This is a genomic window from Agrobacterium burrii (assembly GCF_017313405.1).
Taxonomy (GTDB): domain Bacteria; phylum Pseudomonadota; class Alphaproteobacteria; order Rhizobiales; family Rhizobiaceae; genus Agrobacterium; species Agrobacterium burrii.
In genome coordinates this window covers 195,110-209,122 of the sequence record NZ_JAFLNA010000005.1, presented here as the reverse complement: position 1 = coordinate 209,122, position 14,013 = coordinate 195,110, and the positions used below count along the sequence as shown (strand labels likewise).

The window sequence follows — 14,013 nt, the reverse complement described above, 5'->3', positions numbered from 1 at the left end:
CCATGTCGAAAACGACCCGCGCCACCCAGATACTGACCAAGGCCGGTATTGCCTTTAACACCGTCACCTATGACTACGACCCGAATGCCGACCGCATCGGCCTGCAGGCGGCCGAGGCAATTGGGGAACCGCCGCATCTGGTGCTGAAAACGCTGATGGCGGAGCTGGACGGCAAACCGGTCTGCGTCGTTGTCCCTTCCGACCGAGAGGTGAGCATGAAGAAACTCGCCGCCGCCTTCGGAGGTAAATCCGCCAGCATGATGAAGCCTGCCGATGCGGAGCGGGCCACCGGTTACCATGTCGGCGGTATCAGCCCTTTCGGTCAGAAGAAGCAGGTGCCGACGGCCATAGAGGCTGAATCCATGGCGCATGCGCATGTTTATGTGAATGGCGGGCAAAGGGGGTTGCAGGTGAGACTTTCGCCTCGCGATGCGCAGGCGGCACTGAAGGCCGTCATCGCTCCGCTGGTGGCGGACTGACGCTTTTCCCACCGCTTTTGAAAGCATTTGGCTTTCGAAAGGAATGGGCTATGGTCGGCGCCTCCGATTGAAATATACGAAGGCAGATCATGACCGTTTCTCCCATCGATCCCGTCAAACTCGAAAAACTGGCCGAAGTCGCCGTAAAAGTCGGCCTGCAATTGCAGAAGGATCAGGATCTGGTGATCACGGCACCGCTGGCGGCGCTGCCGCTGGTGCGGCTTTTGACCAAACATGCCTATCTCGCCGGCAGCGGGCTGGTCACCACCTTCTATTCCGATGAGGAAACGACGCTTGCCCGCTATCGCCACGCCAGCGACGCAAATTTCGACCGGGCTTCCGGCTGGCTCTATGAGGGCATGGCGAAAGCCTATGCCAACGGCGCTGCACGGCTGGCGATTGCCGGTGACAACCCCATGCTGCTGGCGGAGCAGGACCCTGCCAAGGTGGCGCGCGCCAACAAGGCCAATTCCACGGCCTACAAGCCGGCGCTGGAGAAGATTTCCAATTTCGACATCAACTGGAACATCATCTCCTATCCGAACCCCTCCTGGGCAAAGCAGGTCTTCCCGGATATTGCCGAGGACGAAGCAGTCCGAAAGCTCGCAGACGCCATCTTCGCCGCCTCGCGGGTTGATCTGGCCGATCCGGTCGCGGCATGGGCGGAGCATAACGCCAATCTTGCCAAGCGTTCGGCATGGCTGAATGGTGAGCGCTTCGCATCGCTGCATTTCACCGGTCCCGGCACGGATGTGACGATCGGGCTGGCGGACGGCCATGAATGGCATGGCGGCGCTTCCACAGCCAAGAACGGCGTGACCTGCAACCCGAATATTCCGACGGAAGAAGTGTTTACCACGCCGCATGCGCTGCGGGTGGACGGTTACGTTTCCAGCACCAAGCCCCTGTCGCATCAGGGAACACTGATCGACGATATCAGGGTGAAGTTCGAAGCCGGCCGCATCATCGAAGCCAAGGCTTCCAAGGGCGAAGCGGTGCTGAACAAGGTGCTCGACACCGATGAGGGCGCACGGCGTCTCGGCGAAGTGGCGCTGGTGCCGCATTCATCACCGATATCCGCAAGCGGTATCCTGTTCTACAACACGCTGTTTGACGAAAACGCCTCGTGCCACATTGCGCTTGGCCAATGCTACTCGAAATGCTTCGTTGATGGCGCTTCCTTGTCGCAGGATCAGATCAAGGCGCAGGGCGGCAATTCCAGCCTCATCCACATCGACTGGATGATCGGTTCCGAGAAGGTGGATATTGACGGCGTGAAGCCGGATGGCTCCACGGTTCCGGTTATGCGCAAGGGCGAATGGGCCTGAGGGCGCTTACCTCGGCAACTGGCTGCGCTGACTGAGCCAGATGCTGAAAAGTACCGCGACAAACCCGGCGATCTGCGCTGGCGTGAGGCTCTGGCCAAGCGCCAGCCAGCCCAGAAGAGTTGCAACGACAGGGCTTAGAAAACCGAGCGATGCGGCAGCCGAGGGCTCGATGCGGGCAAGCCCGCGAAACCACAGAAGATAGGTCACCGCCGCGCCGATGAGGCCGAGATAGGCCATGCCGAGAATATTGGCTGCAGTTGGTGCTGGCAGGGCCGGCTCCAGAACAAAGGCAATCGGCAGGAGCAGAACGCCACCCGCCGTCAATTGCCAGGCGGTGAAGGTGAGATTGGAGACCGACGGTCGCCATTTGCGGGTCAGCACCGTTCCGAAAGCCATGGAGACGGCACCGGCAAGTCCTGCGGCAACGCCGATACCATCCAGCGCAGCACCGGGCGTCAGAACCAAAAATGCTACACCTGTGATGCCCAGCAATCCGGCGGCGATGGCAAGCGGCCTGACGGGTGCGGCCAGAAACAGCCGGGAAAGGCCAATGACGATGAGGGGTTGTACCGCACCCACCGTTGCCGCCACACCGCCCGGCAGCCGATAAGCCGACACGAAAAGCATCGCCCAGAAAAACGAAAAATTCAGCGCGCCAAGAATGAAGCTGCGCGGCCACCAGATGCCTTCCGGCAGCTTCCGGACGAGCAGCAACAGCAGGATGCCCGCCGGCAAAGCGCGCAGCATGGCGACATGCAGAGGGTAGCCCTGTGGCAAAAATTCCGTGGTGACGAAATAGGTGGTTCCCCAGATGGCCGGGGCAAGCGCGGTCACCAGCACATCGGCGGCGTAGGTCGGATTTTTCTTCATTTCAAGAATCTCTACATCAAGACAAATCTACCCTATTCGATTTTATCTTGACGTCAAGATATCAATTGTTATGCCTTGATGATGAGTAAAGAACCGCTAGACCACGTCGATCATATTCTGGCGCAATGGCGCAAGGAGCGGCCCGATCTCGATGTCGGCCCCATGGGCCTGCTCGGGCGCCTGCACCGCCTCAGTACACATCTCGGCCGCGAGGTTGAGGCCGTGCTTTTGAAACACGGGCTCTCCTCCTCCGCTTTCGATGTGCTGGCGACATTGAGGCGTGCCGGTCCGCCCTATCGGCTTTCCCCCGGCGATCTGCTGGCCATGACCATGGTGAGTTCCGGCACGATGACCAACCGGATCGACCAGCTGGAAAAGGCCGGACTGGTGGAGCGCATTCACAACCCGCATGACCGGCGCAGCGTGTTGATATCGCTGACGGAGCGTGGACTTGTCATTGTCGAGGACGCCGTCGGCGCGCATGTCGAAAACCAGCATCGTCTGGTCGCTCACCTCAGCGAAGAGGAGCGTGCGGCGCTGAACGGGTTGCTGAAGCGTTTTTTGCAAGATTTCGAGCAATAGGTTCACGGATCAGACAAACATCCGATCAAACCAGCGATGGACGCTTGTTTTGGCGCAAATAATCCTGTAAGCAATTTTCCATAAACCTGTAATACAGGTTGGAGGAAAAATGTATAACGCCATTTCCCATGAAACCGGTCTGGTCAGCAGCACGATCGGCGCTATCACCCGCCATATTCGTGAAAACGAACTGGCACCCGGCGCGAAACTGCCGAGCGAACTTTCGCTTTCCCAGCAGCTCGGCGTCTCACGCACCGTCGTTCGCGAAGCTTTCCGGTCCCTTTCGGCCATGCGGCTGATCGATGTCAGCGCCGGCAAGCGCGCCACCGTGGCGACGCTTGATCATGGGGCGATGTCGCTGATGTTCGAGCATGGCATTCATACCGAGCAGATCAACATCCAGCAGATTTACGACGTACGCCGTACCATCGAGGTCAGAACCGTGACGCTCGCGGCACTCAGGCGCACCGATGCGGAAGCGCTCACCATTCTCGACCATGCCAATAATATGGGACGGGATTTCGGCGACAACGACAAAGTCATGGAACATGACCTTGCTTTCCACCTCGCCGTCGCCCGGGCTTCCAAGAACCCGGTTTTCGAGCTCATTCTCGGCGCGTTCCAGAATGTGACGCGCCAGACATGGCCGATCGGCTGGAAAAGCCGGACATCTGACGCCCAGCGTCACGCAGCCGGCGAGCTTCACGTCGCCATCGGGCAGGCTATTGCCGCCGGCGACCCGCAAACCGCTTCAACGCTTATGGCGCGGCATTTCGATGAAAGCGTGCATGCGCTTCTGGCCGCCGGCATAGCCTGATTTTTTCAACGCAGTCCCAGGCGGAAACTGACTGCCTCTGGAGGAGACACTTCATGAAAATCACCAAACTCGAGACCGTCCGCGTGGCGGAACGGGCAAACCTGCTCTGGGTTCTGGTCCACACGGATGAGGGCATTACCGGGCTTGGCGAAACCTTTTATGGCGCCGAGACGGTGGAAACTTATGTGCACGAATATATCGCGCCACGCGTTATCGGCCGTGACCCGTTGCAGATCGACCTTCTGGCGCAGGATCTCGTCGGTTATCTCGGCTTCCGTTCATCGGGTGCGGAAGTGCGTGGCAATTCCGCCTTCGATATCGCGCTATGGGATATTTTCGGCAAGGCCACCAACCAGCCGATCGCCCAGCTTCTCGGCGGTTTCAGCCGCAAGGAAATCCGCACTTACAATACCTGCGCAGGCACTGAATATATCAAGAAGGCCACCGGCCAGCAGACGGGCAATTACGGCCTCTCCGGCGGCAAGGACTATGATGATCTGAACGGCTTCCTGCACAGGGCGGACGAGCTTGCCCATTCGCTGCTGGAAGACGGCATTACGGCCATGAAGATCTGGCCTTTCGATGCGGCGGCGGAGAAGACACGCGGACAATATATCTCGATGCCGGACCTGAAAAGCGCGCTGGAGCCGTTTGAAAAAATCCGCAAAGCGGTCGGCGACAAGATGGATATCATGGTGGAGTTTCACTCCATGTGGCAGCTTCTGCCCGCCATGCAGATCGCCAAGGCGCTCACGCCATACCAGACCTTCTGGCATGAAGACCCGATCAAGATGGACAGTCTTTCCAGCCTGACGCGGTATGCCGCCGTGTCGCCCGCGCCGATTTCCGCATCGGAAACGCTGGGTTCCCGCTGGGCCTTCCGCGACCTGCTGGAAACGGGTGCTGCCGGCGTGGTGATGCTTGACATCAGCTGGTGCGGCGGGCTTTCGGAAGCACGCAAGATCGCCTCCATGGCGGAGGCCTGGCATCTGCCGGTCGCGCCGCATGATTGCACCGGGCCGGTGGTGCTTTGCGCCTCCACGCATCTGTCGCTCAATGCGCCGAATGCGCTGGTGCAGGAAAGCGTGCGCGCCTTCTACAAGACCTGGTATCGCGATCTCGTGACCGCATTGCCGGAAGTGAAAAACGGCATGATCACCGTGCCGCCGGGTGCAGGGCTTGGTATGGAACTGCATCCCGATATCGAAAAGACCTTCACCGTCAGCCGCCGTATTTCGGATGCGGCATCGATCTGATCAAAACAGACTGCCCTGATTGCCGGGGCCTGAAGAAGCCGGTTTCGCCGGCTTCTTTTTTGGCGCGGCAGCCGCATCCGGGGACGGCGTGCCCTCTCCCGTCGTGATGGCGGAGACGCGACCGTCGGCAAATTCCATCGATACGACAGCGCCGGAGGCAATGGCGGCAGCGCGGGTCAATGGCCGGTTTTCCTCATCGCGGATCACGGCATAACCGCGGTTCAGCACATTCTTATAAGAGAGCGACTGCAAGATACGGTTGTGGGCGGCGAGGCCCGCGCGGTTCTGCACCATTCGATGCAACACGGCGGTATCGGCGCGGCGCGCGGCGGTGACGACGCGTTCCGTCTGCCGCTCCAGCTGGCCAAGCAGGCGGGCGGGCAGTGAACGCAGCGCGGAGTCGAAGGCATCGACGCGGCCTTTCCCCTGCAACAGGCGGCGTTCCACCAAAGCTTCGGCCCGATGCATGCGCTCGGTGATCCGTTGCCTGTGGTGTTTGAGACCGTTCAGAAGAGTTTCCGGCCGAAGCCCCGAAGCGGAACGCTCAAAGGCGCGGCGCTTGTTCAGCGTCGTCATTTCAAGCCCACGGCCGAGACCGCTTGCGGCCTCGTCGAAACGGCGGCGCGGCAGGGCCAGAAGCTGGTCGAGCGACGGCAGCGCCCGCACCAGCGCCCGCAGGCCCTGACGGCGATTGTCCATCTGCCGCGATACCGAGCCGGAAAGACGGGCAGCGAGCCCGGAAAGCTGCGCCTCAAGCTCGGCACGCACCGGCACGGCCATTTCGGCCGCTCCCGTCGGCGTCGGTGCGCGAACATCGGCGGCATAGTCGATCAATGTCGTATCCGTCTCGTGTCCGACGGCGGAAATCAGCGGAATTTCACTTTCAGCTGCGGCGCGCACGACGATTTCGTCGTTGAAGCTCCAGAGGTCCTCCAGACTGCCGCCACCACGCGCGACGATCAGCACATCCGGGCGGGCGATCTCGCCGCCGGGCTGAAGCGCATTGAAGCCGCGAATGGCGTTCGCAATCTCTTCGCCTGAACCCTCGCCCTGCACCTTGACCGGCCAAACGACGACATGGACCGGAAAACGATCCGAGATGCGGTGAAGAATATCGCGAATGACCGCGCCCGTGGGTGAAGTAACGACGCCGATGACATGCGGCAGGAACGGCAGGCGGCGCTTACGGGCCGGATCGAACAGCCCTTCCGCCGCCAGACGCCGCCGACGGTCTTCCAGCAGCGCCATCAGCGCGCCGGCACCGGCCGGCTCGAGGCTTTCGATGACGATCTGGTATTTCGAGGAGCCGGGAAAGGTGGTGACCTTGCCCGTCGCAATCACTTCCATGCCCTCTTCCGGGCGGAACTTCAGCCGCGAAAACGTGCCCTTCCAGATCACCGCATCGATACGGGCGCGATCGTCCTTCAGTGAGAAATAAGCGTGGCCGGAAGAATGCGGGCCACGATAGCCGGAAATCTCGCCGCGCACGCGCACCTGCTCGAAAGCCGTCTCCACCGTGCGTTTGATGGAACCCGACAGTTCGGACACCGAGAATTCGGCAAGATTGCTCAATGCGGCGTGGGAGAAGATATCGCTCATGACCGTTTGTAACCAAAACCCGTCGATTCGGAAATGCCGGTGCTCGCCAGCCCGATTTTAACGGCGATGAAACCATATCCTCAACTAACGAGTTAGGAAAACAGGGAACGGAGGAGAAAACAAGGGTTCGTTAGGGAAGAAGACGCTAGGTCTTGTCCCAGGCCCGGCAACCAAAGAGGAGGCGGCATCCATGATTTTTCTTACCGCCACAGTGCTTGGCGTCACCGCAGTTGCGTTGCGTTCTGTCTTCAGCATCATCTTCATCTGCATGATGATTATCGGCGCTTATGGTATGGCAATGGCGCTTTCTTCCACGGCCGTGCCGTTGATGTCGCTGCTTTTGGCGCTCGCCGGTTATAATTTCGGCGTCGTCGGTGTCGTCATCGGCCTTCTCGTGCTGCAACGCCCGCGCTCCACGCAGCCGACGCTTTAAAAGCTCCCGGCCTTGAGGCTTCCCCACTTTGCGCTGACAGAGATTTACGGACTGGCCGTTGACCTTGCCGTGACCTGTCTGCTGATTTTTTATATCGGTATCGATCCGTTGGCCGCCCGCCTGCCCGGTGCTGCGGCAGGGCTGGCGGCAAGCTGGCAGCTGAACCGTTCAAAGGGCGATACATCCGGGAGGGTGAGCGGATTTCTCACGAAAGCCGTTACACTTACCTCGCGTATCGTCGGCGTTGCGTTGTTTGCCCTGCTACAATGGCGCAATCCGCTGGTGCAGCCACTTATCCCGCTTGCCCTTTCAGCGCTTGCCGCATTGGCACTGGCGCTTTACGGCTACTGGCGGCTTCAAAGGCAGCGGCTGGATCGGGACTAAACCGTTTCCCAACCATCTTTTTCAGCCGCCCGGTAAATGGCGTCGATGAAAAGCTGGTTCTTCCTCGAGCTTTCCAGAGTGACGACATCGCCCTCACCCTTCGCCGCCCGGGCAAAGGCCTCCGCCTCCAGCTTGTATTGACGGCTATCCTGAAACCTGAAGACTTGCGACTGGTTATGGGCCTGATTGGTCAGCTCGATCTCTTCCGCACCCCAGCGATTGGCGTTGAAAGGTGATTTGACCTCGATGTAACCATCCGTGCCATGGAAGACCATGAGCTGACGGGCGGCAAGCTGGGTCGACAGATAAAAGCTCAGTTCGAAATCGCCGAAATCGGCCTTGACGCTGGAATAGATATCCGTACCGAATTGCCTGTCGCGCTCAACCGTGGCCTGCACCCGCTTCGGCTCCGCGCCGGTGGCAAAACGGGTTACGATGGTCGGGTAGACACCGATATCCGGCAGGGCGCCACCACCCAGTTCGGGAATATTGCGCATGTTGCGGGGATCGCGATTGAAATAGCTGAAAGCGCCCTGCACATGTTTCAGCGTACCGATAGCGCCGGATGCCAGCAACTCCTTCACCTTGGCCCAGACCGGCGCATAGGTGACCATGAACGCCTCGGACACAATAACGCCGTTGCGGTCGCGTGCAGCGATGAGCGTATCGATCTCTTCCGCTTTCAGCGCAATCGGCTTTTCGCACAGAACATGCTTGCCCGCATCGGCTGCCTTGATGCTCCATTCCACATGCTGCGCGGTTGGAAGCGGAATATAGACCGCATCGATGACATCCGACGCCAGCATCTCCTCATAGGAACCGAAGGCATGTGGCACGGAAAAGCGGTCTGCGACCGCACGCGCCTTGGCGTGATCGCGGCTGGCGATAGCGCTCACCACACAGTTTTGCGCATCCTGTATTGCCGGAATGACGTGATCCTGAGCGATTTTTGCCGTTGAGATTATTCCGAAGCGCAGCATTCCCGTTCTCCCGCTCTGCCATTTCTTCGGAAACTTACCACCCCGGCACCGTGGGGCAAGCCGGCAAAGTCCGATCACTATAAAATATGGCCGGATGTGTCCTGCCTTTGTCGGCCTGATTGCTTTTATCGAGACCTATAAAGGCGAATTATGCTATCAGTACCCCCAACGGAGAAACATGAAATGTCCTCTTCTCACACCGCACTGCTCGTCATCGACGTTCAGGAATCGTTTCGGCACACCCCTTATTTCGAGGAAAACGGGCTCGCCGCCTATATGGAGAAACAGCAGGCATTGATTGACGGCGCCATGGCCGCGGGAATTCCCGTTGTGCAAATCTTCCATGTTGATGGCGACAAGGCCTTCTCGAAAGACAGCGGCTATGTCCGTGCGCTGGAGGGTGTGGAAATCGTGCCCGACGTAACCTTCCACAAGAACCGTCATTCGGCCTTTGCCGGCACCGGCCTTGAAATCTGGTTGACGCAGAAGGGTATCAACCGGCTGATCGTCTCGGGCATCCGCACCGAACAATGCTGCGAAACGACCACGCGGCACGCTTCCGATCTCGGCTATAGCGTCGATTACGTCACCGAGGCGACGTTGACCTTTCCGATGACGCACCTCTCCGGCACCGTGTTCAGCGCCGACGATATTCGCAAACGCACCGAGCTGGTGCTGGCCGGCCGCTTCGCACGCATCGCCACGGTGAAGGACGCGCTTACAACCCTGAAAGAAGCAGCCTGATGGATAGAGGCGGCACACGAATTATTCCCTTTTATACGCTTGTGCCGCCGCACGCGCTGTTACTCGATATTGCCGGCCCCCTGCAGGTGATCCGCTATGCCAACGACGAGCAGAGCGACATATTTTTCGACTGCCGCTACATTGCGGCAAGGGACAGGCAACAATCCTCGATCGGCCTTGACCTTTGCGGGCTGGAGACCCTGCCGGCGGCACTTCCGGAAAATGCGTTCCTGCTGATCTCCGGCAGCACATCGCGTTCCGAGAGTGAACCGGAAACACGGCGGGAGCGGCAGGCATTGACGGCATGGCTGGGCCGCGTCGCGCGTATCGACACCACCGTCATTTCCATCTGCTCCGGCGCGTTGCTGGCGGGTGAGGCAGGACTTTTCGACGGGCGGAGCTGCACGACGCATGCCGATTGCATCGAGGCGCTGCGACGCATCGCGCCATTGTCCCAGGTGGCCGAAAACCGACTGTTCGTCGAGGATGGCAACCGCTTCTCGAGTGCCGGTATCTCCACCGGCATAGACCTGATGCTGCATGTGGTTTCCCGGCTGACATCCCCGGCCGTTGCGGCGCGCATAGCAAAAACCATGGTCGTCTATCTCAGGCGCAACGGCAGCGATCCGCAAATTTCGCCGTGGCTGACAGGCCGTAACCACATGCACCCCGCCATTCACCGCGTGCAGGACCGGGTGATGGCCGAACCCGCACGGGACTGGTCGCTGGAAAATCTGGCCGATATTGCGGCCCTTAGCGAAAGGCATCTGTCTCGCCTGTTTCGCGAATATACCGGCATCAGCGTCATCGACTATGTGAACCTGATGCGGGTCAATCTCGCCCGCGATATTCTCGCCAACAGCCGCCTCGATATGGAGTCCATCGCCGAACGGGCGGGTTTTGCCTCCGCCCGGCATTTGCGGCGTGTGTGGCAACAGCATAATCGCCTTCCGCCCAGCCACTATCGCGGCTACCGGAGCTGATCGCGTCAGCTTCCGTCCATTGCCTGATGAGTGCCATCAAAGGAATTGAATGGTTATGCGGATGAGCAGTTGCTAACCTTGCCACAAAGTCAGCAACAGGAGCATTCCCCGTGGAAAAACGAAACCTCGGCCGCACCGGCCTCTCCATCGCCCCGATCGTCTTCGGCGGCAACGTGTTCGGCTGGACAGCGGATGAGAAGACTTCCTTTGCCCTGCTCGACGCTTTTTTCGATGCAGGGTTCAACGCCATCGACACGGCGGATGTCTATTCCGCCTGGGTGGAAGGGCATGAGGGCGGCGAGTCCGAGGCCATCATCGGCAAATGGCTTAAGCAATCGAGCATCAAGCGCGAGGATGCGGTCATCGTCACCAAGGTCGGTTTCGACAATCGCGGCCAGAAGACCGGCCTCAGCGCCAAGTGGATCGCAGAGGCTGTCGATGCTTCGCTGAAACGGCTTCAAACCGACTATATCGACCTTTATCTCGCCCACAAGCCGGATGCCGACGTGCCGCTGGAAGAGACGCTTGCCGCCTTTGCAAAGCTGAAGGAACAGGGAAAAATCCGCGCGATTGGTTGCTCCAACTATTCCGCCAGCCAGCTTCAGGATGCGCTGGAGACGGCTGCGAAAAACAATCTTCCGCGTTATGACGTGCTGCAGCCGGAATATAATCTCTATAACCGCGCGGATTTCGAAGGTCCGCTTGCCGATCTTTGTGTGAAAGAAGAGATTGGCGTCATCAATTATTACAGCCTCGCCGCCGGCTTTCTGACCGGGAAATACCGCGCCAAGGCCGATACGGAGGGCGTTGCCCGCAGCTATCGCGTCGGCGAATATGTCAACGCGCGCGGCCTTGCCCTTCTGGGCGCGATGGATGCTGTAGCGGTGCAGACAGGGGCCAAGCTTGCCGATATCGCGCTCTCCTGGCTGTTGCGGAAAAAGGCGATAACCGCGCCGATTGCCAGCGCCACCAGCCTGTCGCAGCTTGAAAGCTTCAAACGTGCCGTCGAGCTGAAACTCACCGATGAAATGATGACCCTTCTCGACAAGGCAGGCGCATAAGATGGAGCTTATAATTCGTGATGCACAGCCGGCCGACCGGGCGGAATGGCTGCGACTCTGGAACGATTATCTCGCCTTTTATGAGGTTGAACTTGCCGATGACGTGACCGACCACACCTGGGCACGCATCCTTGATCCTGCATCACGCGTGTCCATGCGTGTGGCTTCGCTGGGCGACCAGATGGCCGGTTTCGCCATTCATCACTTTCATGATTCCACCTGGGTGAAGACGCCGGATTGCTATCTGGAAGACTTGTATGTCGATGGTGAAATCCGTGGCAAGGGGACAGGCCGAGCGCTGATGGACGACCTCATCGGTATCTGCAAGGAAAAGGGCTGGTCACGGCTTTACTGGAACACCGACGAGCACAATCACCGTGCTCAGAAGCTCTATGATAGCTACGTGAAGAGCGACGGCCATATCCGCTATCGCATCAAGCTCTGATCATGTTTTGAAGCGGAAAAAATCCACGAAAGCCCTCAGCGCCGGCCGCATCTGCCGGCGCGAGGGATAATAGATGTAAAAACCGTCAAAGGGCGCGCACCAGTCCTCCAGCACGCGGATGAGCCGGCCCTCCCTGATATCGTCCTCGACGCGCTGTTCGAAAACAAAGGCAAGCCCTGCCCCGTCGATCGCCGCCCGGCGGATGAGGCTCTGGTCCGACAGGATCAAGGGTCCCTGGACATCGACCACCAGCGGCTTGCCGTCCTTCTCCAGTTCCCAGCGATAGATAAGGCCGCTGGCGAAACGCCTGCGAATGCAGCGATGCCGGATGAGATCCCTGGGATCGCGTGGCGGTGGATTTTTCGCAAAATAGAACGGAGAACCAACAATCGCGCCGCGCCACGCGCCGCTGGCTTTCACCGCAATCATATCCGCATCGAGGTGTTCCCCGAGCCGCAGACCGGCGTCGAACCCCTTTGCGACGATATCTTCGAAACGATCATCCGTTGAGATTTCGAGCGAAATATCGGGATAGAGCCGCAGGAACTCGCCCAACCGTGGTACGATGAGATCCTCGGCGGCCAGTCGCGGCAGGGTGATGCGCAAGGGACCGGCCGGCCTCCCGCCATGTTCGGCAAGCGTCTCGATGACCGCATCGATATCGGCGAGCGCCGGACCCAGCGTCTCGAGAAGCCGCCTGCCCTCCTCTGTCGGCGAGACGCTGCGGGTGGTACGATGAAGCAGGCGCAGGCCAAGGCTTGCCTCCAGCGACGACACCGCGTGGCTGACGGCGGAGGGCGCTATCGCGAGTTCGGCCGCGGCCTTGCGGAAGCTGCGGCCTTCGGCAACGGCGGCGAGAACGGCCAGTTGGGAGAGTTGCACACGGTTCATTGTTCTAAATGATAGAACAACCCAAGCGGATTTGCAGCGATTATTTTTATCGCCATGAGACGCTATTTTCTGATCACGCCCTGATGACGGGCGGTTCCTTATGGAAGGACGAACAGATGAAACAAAGAACCCTTGGAAACAACCTATCCGTTTCGGCGCTTGGCCTCGGCTGCATGGGAATGACCCATGCCTATAGCCCGACCGGCGATGAAAGCAGTGCAATAGCGACGCTGCACCGCGCCGTCGAACTCGGCGTTACCTTTTTTGATACGGCAGAGGTTTATGGGCCTTACAATAACGAGATTCTCGTCGGTAAAGGCTTGAAGCCCTATCGCGACAAGGTGGTCATCGCCACCAAGTTCGGTTTCCGGATCGACGCCAGCAAACCCGCAGGCCAGATGATGGTGGGCACCGACAGCCGGCCGGAAAATGTGCGCGCCGTCGCCGAAGCCTCGCTCAAACGCCTTGACGTCGATGTCATCGACCTGTTCTACCAGCATCGCGTCGATCCTGATGTCCCGATCGAAGATACGGTGGGCGCTATGGCGGATCTGGTCCGAGAGGGCAAGGTGAAACATCTCGGCCTGTCGGAAGCCAGTGCCGAAACGCTTCGCAAAGCGCATGCCATTCATCCGATTGCGGCCATTCAAAGCGAATATTCGCTTTGGACCCGCGATCCCGAAGAAAATGGCGTGCTGGATACCTGCCGTGAACTCGGCATCGGTTTCGTACCCTTCAGCCCGCTCGGCCGCGGCGCCTTGACGGGTGCGCTGAAGTCACTCGACGGACTTGCATCCGATGATTTCCGTCGCGGCCTGCCGCGCTTCCAAAGTGAAAATTTCGACGCCAATCTGGCGCTCATCAAGCTTCTGGAAGACATGGCGGCTGACAAGGGCGTTACCGCCGGGCAACTGGCGCTCGCCTGGGTTCTGGCGCAGGGCGACTTCATCGTTCCGATCCCCGGCACCACAAAAATTGCCAATCTGGAGAAAAATGTCGCTGCAGCGGATGTTTCACTGACGGCGGACGAAGTCGCGAGCCTCGGTGCGCTGCTCTCGCCGTCAAAGGTTGCTGGTAAACGATATCCCGAACGCATGTCGCAGATGGCCAACCGCTAAAAAAACAAAAAGCCGCGGCAACCGCCGCGGCTTCTTTCATTCC

The 14,013-nt window shown here is 59.4% G+C and carries 16 protein-coding genes; 12 read left to right on the top strand and 4 right to left on the bottom strand.

Annotation, left to right across the window (positions count from 1 at the left end; all coding sequences use genetic code 11):
• Nucleotides 1-2 precede the first annotated feature (2 nt).
• Nucleotides 3-479: a Cys-tRNA(Pro) deacylase gene (ybaK, locus tag JZX89_RS11855; RefSeq protein ID WP_207134152.1), complete on the top strand. Its 477-nt coding sequence runs from the start codon at nucleotides 3-5 to the stop codon at nucleotides 477-479.
• 89 nt (nucleotides 480-568) lie between these two features.
• On the top strand, nucleotides 569-1,807 hold the full coding sequence (locus tag JZX89_RS11850; protein ID WP_207134151.1) for an aminopeptidase: 1,239 nt from the start codon (nucleotides 569-571) through the stop codon (nucleotides 1,805-1,807).
• A 6-nt stretch (nucleotides 1,808-1,813) separates the two neighbouring features.
• On the opposite strand, the gene pecM is transcribed toward JZX89_RS11850, so the two are convergent.
• Nucleotides 1,814-2,677, bottom strand: a complete 864-nt coding sequence (gene pecM, locus JZX89_RS11845; protein WP_207134150.1) for a 4-hydroxybenzaldehyde efflux transporter PecM — start codon at nucleotides 2,675-2,677, stop codon at nucleotides 1,814-1,816.
• An 81-nt stretch (nucleotides 2,678-2,758) separates the two neighbouring features.
• Here pecM and JZX89_RS11840 point away from each other — a divergent pair, with 81 nt between their 5' ends.
• The 3 genes from JZX89_RS11840 to JZX89_RS11830 all read left to right on the top strand — a co-directional run bounded on the left by JZX89_RS11840 (nucleotide 2,759) and on the right by JZX89_RS11830 (nucleotide 5,332).
• Nucleotides 2,759-3,259 (top strand): MarR family winged helix-turn-helix transcriptional regulator, encoded by a 501-nt coding sequence (locus JZX89_RS11840; protein WP_207134230.1) that lies wholly within the window; start codon nucleotides 2,759-2,761, stop codon nucleotides 3,257-3,259.
• A 109-nt stretch (nucleotides 3,260-3,368) separates the two neighbouring features.
• A complete protein-coding gene (locus tag JZX89_RS11835) occupies nucleotides 3,369-4,076 on the top strand; it encodes a FadR/GntR family transcriptional regulator (protein ID WP_149898349.1) in 708 nt (235 codons plus the stop codon).
• A 53-nt stretch (nucleotides 4,077-4,129) separates the two neighbouring features.
• Nucleotides 4,130-5,332 carry a mandelate racemase/muconate lactonizing enzyme family protein gene (locus JZX89_RS11830; protein ID WP_207134149.1) on the top strand — a complete coding sequence of 401 codons (1,203 nt, stop codon included), beginning with the start codon at nucleotides 4,130-4,132 and terminating at the stop codon, nucleotides 5,330-5,332.
• Here JZX89_RS11830 and xseA read toward each other — a convergent pair whose 3' ends face one another.
• Complete coding sequence (gene xseA / locus JZX89_RS11825) at nucleotides 5,333-6,931, bottom strand: exodeoxyribonuclease VII large subunit (RefSeq protein WP_207134148.1); 1,599 nt, start codon at nucleotides 6,929-6,931, stop codon at nucleotides 5,333-5,335. It lies immediately after the preceding gene.
• Between the two features lie 190 nt (nucleotides 6,932-7,121).
• Between xseA and JZX89_RS11820 the strand changes: the two genes are divergently transcribed.
• Together JZX89_RS11820 and JZX89_RS11815 are read left to right on the top strand one after the other, a co-directional pair.
• Nucleotides 7,122-7,364 (top strand): hypothetical protein, encoded by a 243-nt coding sequence (locus tag JZX89_RS11820; RefSeq protein ID WP_207134147.1) that lies wholly within the window; start codon nucleotides 7,122-7,124, stop codon nucleotides 7,362-7,364.
• Between the two features lie 12 nt (nucleotides 7,365-7,376).
• Nucleotides 7,377-7,748, top strand: a complete 372-nt coding sequence (locus JZX89_RS11815; protein ID WP_149898346.1) for a hypothetical protein — start codon at nucleotides 7,377-7,379, stop codon at nucleotides 7,746-7,748.
• Here JZX89_RS11815 and JZX89_RS11810 read toward each other — a convergent pair.
• On the bottom strand, nucleotides 7,745-8,728 hold the full coding sequence (locus JZX89_RS11810; protein WP_207134146.1) for a Gfo/Idh/MocA family protein: 984 nt from the start codon (nucleotides 8,726-8,728) through the stop codon (nucleotides 7,745-7,747). The genes JZX89_RS11815 and JZX89_RS11810 overlap by 4 nt on opposite strands.
• Nucleotides 8,729-8,911: 183 nt before the next feature.
• On the opposite strand from JZX89_RS11810, the gene JZX89_RS11805 reads away from it, so the two are divergent.
• From JZX89_RS11805 to JZX89_RS11790, 4 genes are all read left to right on the top strand, one after another.
• Nucleotides 8,912-9,472: an isochorismatase family protein gene (locus tag JZX89_RS11805; RefSeq protein WP_207134145.1), complete on the top strand. Its 561-nt coding sequence runs from the start codon at nucleotides 8,912-8,914 to the stop codon at nucleotides 9,470-9,472.
• The gene (locus JZX89_RS11800) at nucleotides 9,472-10,455 is read left to right on the top strand and encodes a GlxA family transcriptional regulator (RefSeq protein ID WP_207134144.1); all 984 of its coding nucleotides are present in this window, start codon (nucleotides 9,472-9,474) and stop codon (nucleotides 10,453-10,455) included. The genes JZX89_RS11805 and JZX89_RS11800 overlap by 1 nt, the downstream gene beginning before the upstream one ends.
• 110 nt (nucleotides 10,456-10,565) lie before the next feature.
• On the top strand, nucleotides 10,566-11,516 hold the full coding sequence (locus JZX89_RS11795; protein ID WP_207134143.1) for an aldo/keto reductase: 951 nt from the start codon (nucleotides 10,566-10,568) through the stop codon (nucleotides 11,514-11,516).
• 1 nt (nucleotide 11,517) lies between these two features.
• Nucleotides 11,518-11,961, top strand: a complete 444-nt coding sequence (locus tag JZX89_RS11790) for a GNAT family N-acetyltransferase (RefSeq protein WP_207134142.1) — start codon at nucleotides 11,518-11,520, stop codon at nucleotides 11,959-11,961.
• Here JZX89_RS11790 and JZX89_RS11785 read toward each other — a convergent pair whose 3' ends face one another.
• Nucleotides 11,962-12,852 (bottom strand): LysR family transcriptional regulator, encoded by an 891-nt coding sequence (locus JZX89_RS11785; protein ID WP_153515243.1) that lies wholly within the window; start codon nucleotides 12,850-12,852, stop codon nucleotides 11,962-11,964. It abuts the gene before it with no gap.
• Nucleotides 12,853-12,968: 116 nt separating this feature from the next.
• Between JZX89_RS11785 and JZX89_RS11780 the strand changes: the two genes are divergently transcribed.
• Nucleotides 12,969-13,970, top strand: a complete 1,002-nt coding sequence (locus tag JZX89_RS11780; RefSeq protein ID WP_207134141.1) for an aldo/keto reductase — start codon at nucleotides 12,969-12,971, stop codon at nucleotides 13,968-13,970.
• Nucleotides 13,971-14,013 lie beyond the last annotated feature (43 nt).

What these genes read in the sequence shown, in the direction of transcription:
- ybaK (WP_207134152.1), top strand. Translation starts at nt 3, where the DNA reads ATGTCGAAAACGACCCGCGCCACCCAGATACTGACCAAGGCCGGTATT.
- JZX89_RS11850 (WP_207134151.1), top strand. Translation starts at nt 569, where the DNA reads ATGACCGTTTCTCCCATCGATCCCGTCAAACTCGAAAAACTGGCCGAA.
- pecM (WP_207134150.1), bottom strand. Translation starts at nt 2,677, where the DNA reads ATGAAGAAAAATCCGACCTACGCCGCCGATGTGCTGGTGACCGCGCTT.
- JZX89_RS11840 (WP_207134230.1), top strand. Translation starts at nt 2,759, where the DNA reads ATGAGTAAAGAACCGCTAGACCACGTCGATCATATTCTGGCGCAATGG.
- JZX89_RS11835 (WP_149898349.1), top strand. Translation starts at nt 3,369, where the DNA reads ATGTATAACGCCATTTCCCATGAAACCGGTCTGGTCAGCAGCACGATC.
- JZX89_RS11830 (WP_207134149.1), top strand. Translation starts at nt 4,130, where the DNA reads ATGAAAATCACCAAACTCGAGACCGTCCGCGTGGCGGAACGGGCAAAC.
- xseA (WP_207134148.1), bottom strand. Translation starts at nt 6,931, where the DNA reads ATGAGCGATATCTTCTCCCACGCCGCATTGAGCAATCTTGCCGAATTC.
- JZX89_RS11820 (WP_207134147.1), top strand. Translation starts at nt 7,122, where the DNA reads ATGATTTTTCTTACCGCCACAGTGCTTGGCGTCACCGCAGTTGCGTTG.
- JZX89_RS11810 (WP_207134146.1), bottom strand. Translation starts at nt 8,728, where the DNA reads ATGCTGCGCTTCGGAATAATCTCAACGGCAAAAATCGCTCAGGATCAC.
- JZX89_RS11805 (WP_207134145.1), top strand. Translation starts at nt 8,912, where the DNA reads ATGTCCTCTTCTCACACCGCACTGCTCGTCATCGACGTTCAGGAATCG.
- JZX89_RS11800 (WP_207134144.1), top strand. Translation starts at nt 9,472, where the DNA reads ATGGATAGAGGCGGCACACGAATTATTCCCTTTTATACGCTTGTGCCG.
- JZX89_RS11790 (WP_207134142.1), top strand. Translation starts at nt 11,518, where the DNA reads ATGGAGCTTATAATTCGTGATGCACAGCCGGCCGACCGGGCGGAATGG.
- JZX89_RS11785 (WP_153515243.1), bottom strand. Translation starts at nt 12,852, where the DNA reads ATGAACCGTGTGCAACTCTCCCAACTGGCCGTTCTCGCCGCCGTTGCC.
- JZX89_RS11780 (WP_207134141.1), top strand. Translation starts at nt 12,969, where the DNA reads ATGAAACAAAGAACCCTTGGAAACAACCTATCCGTTTCGGCGCTTGGC.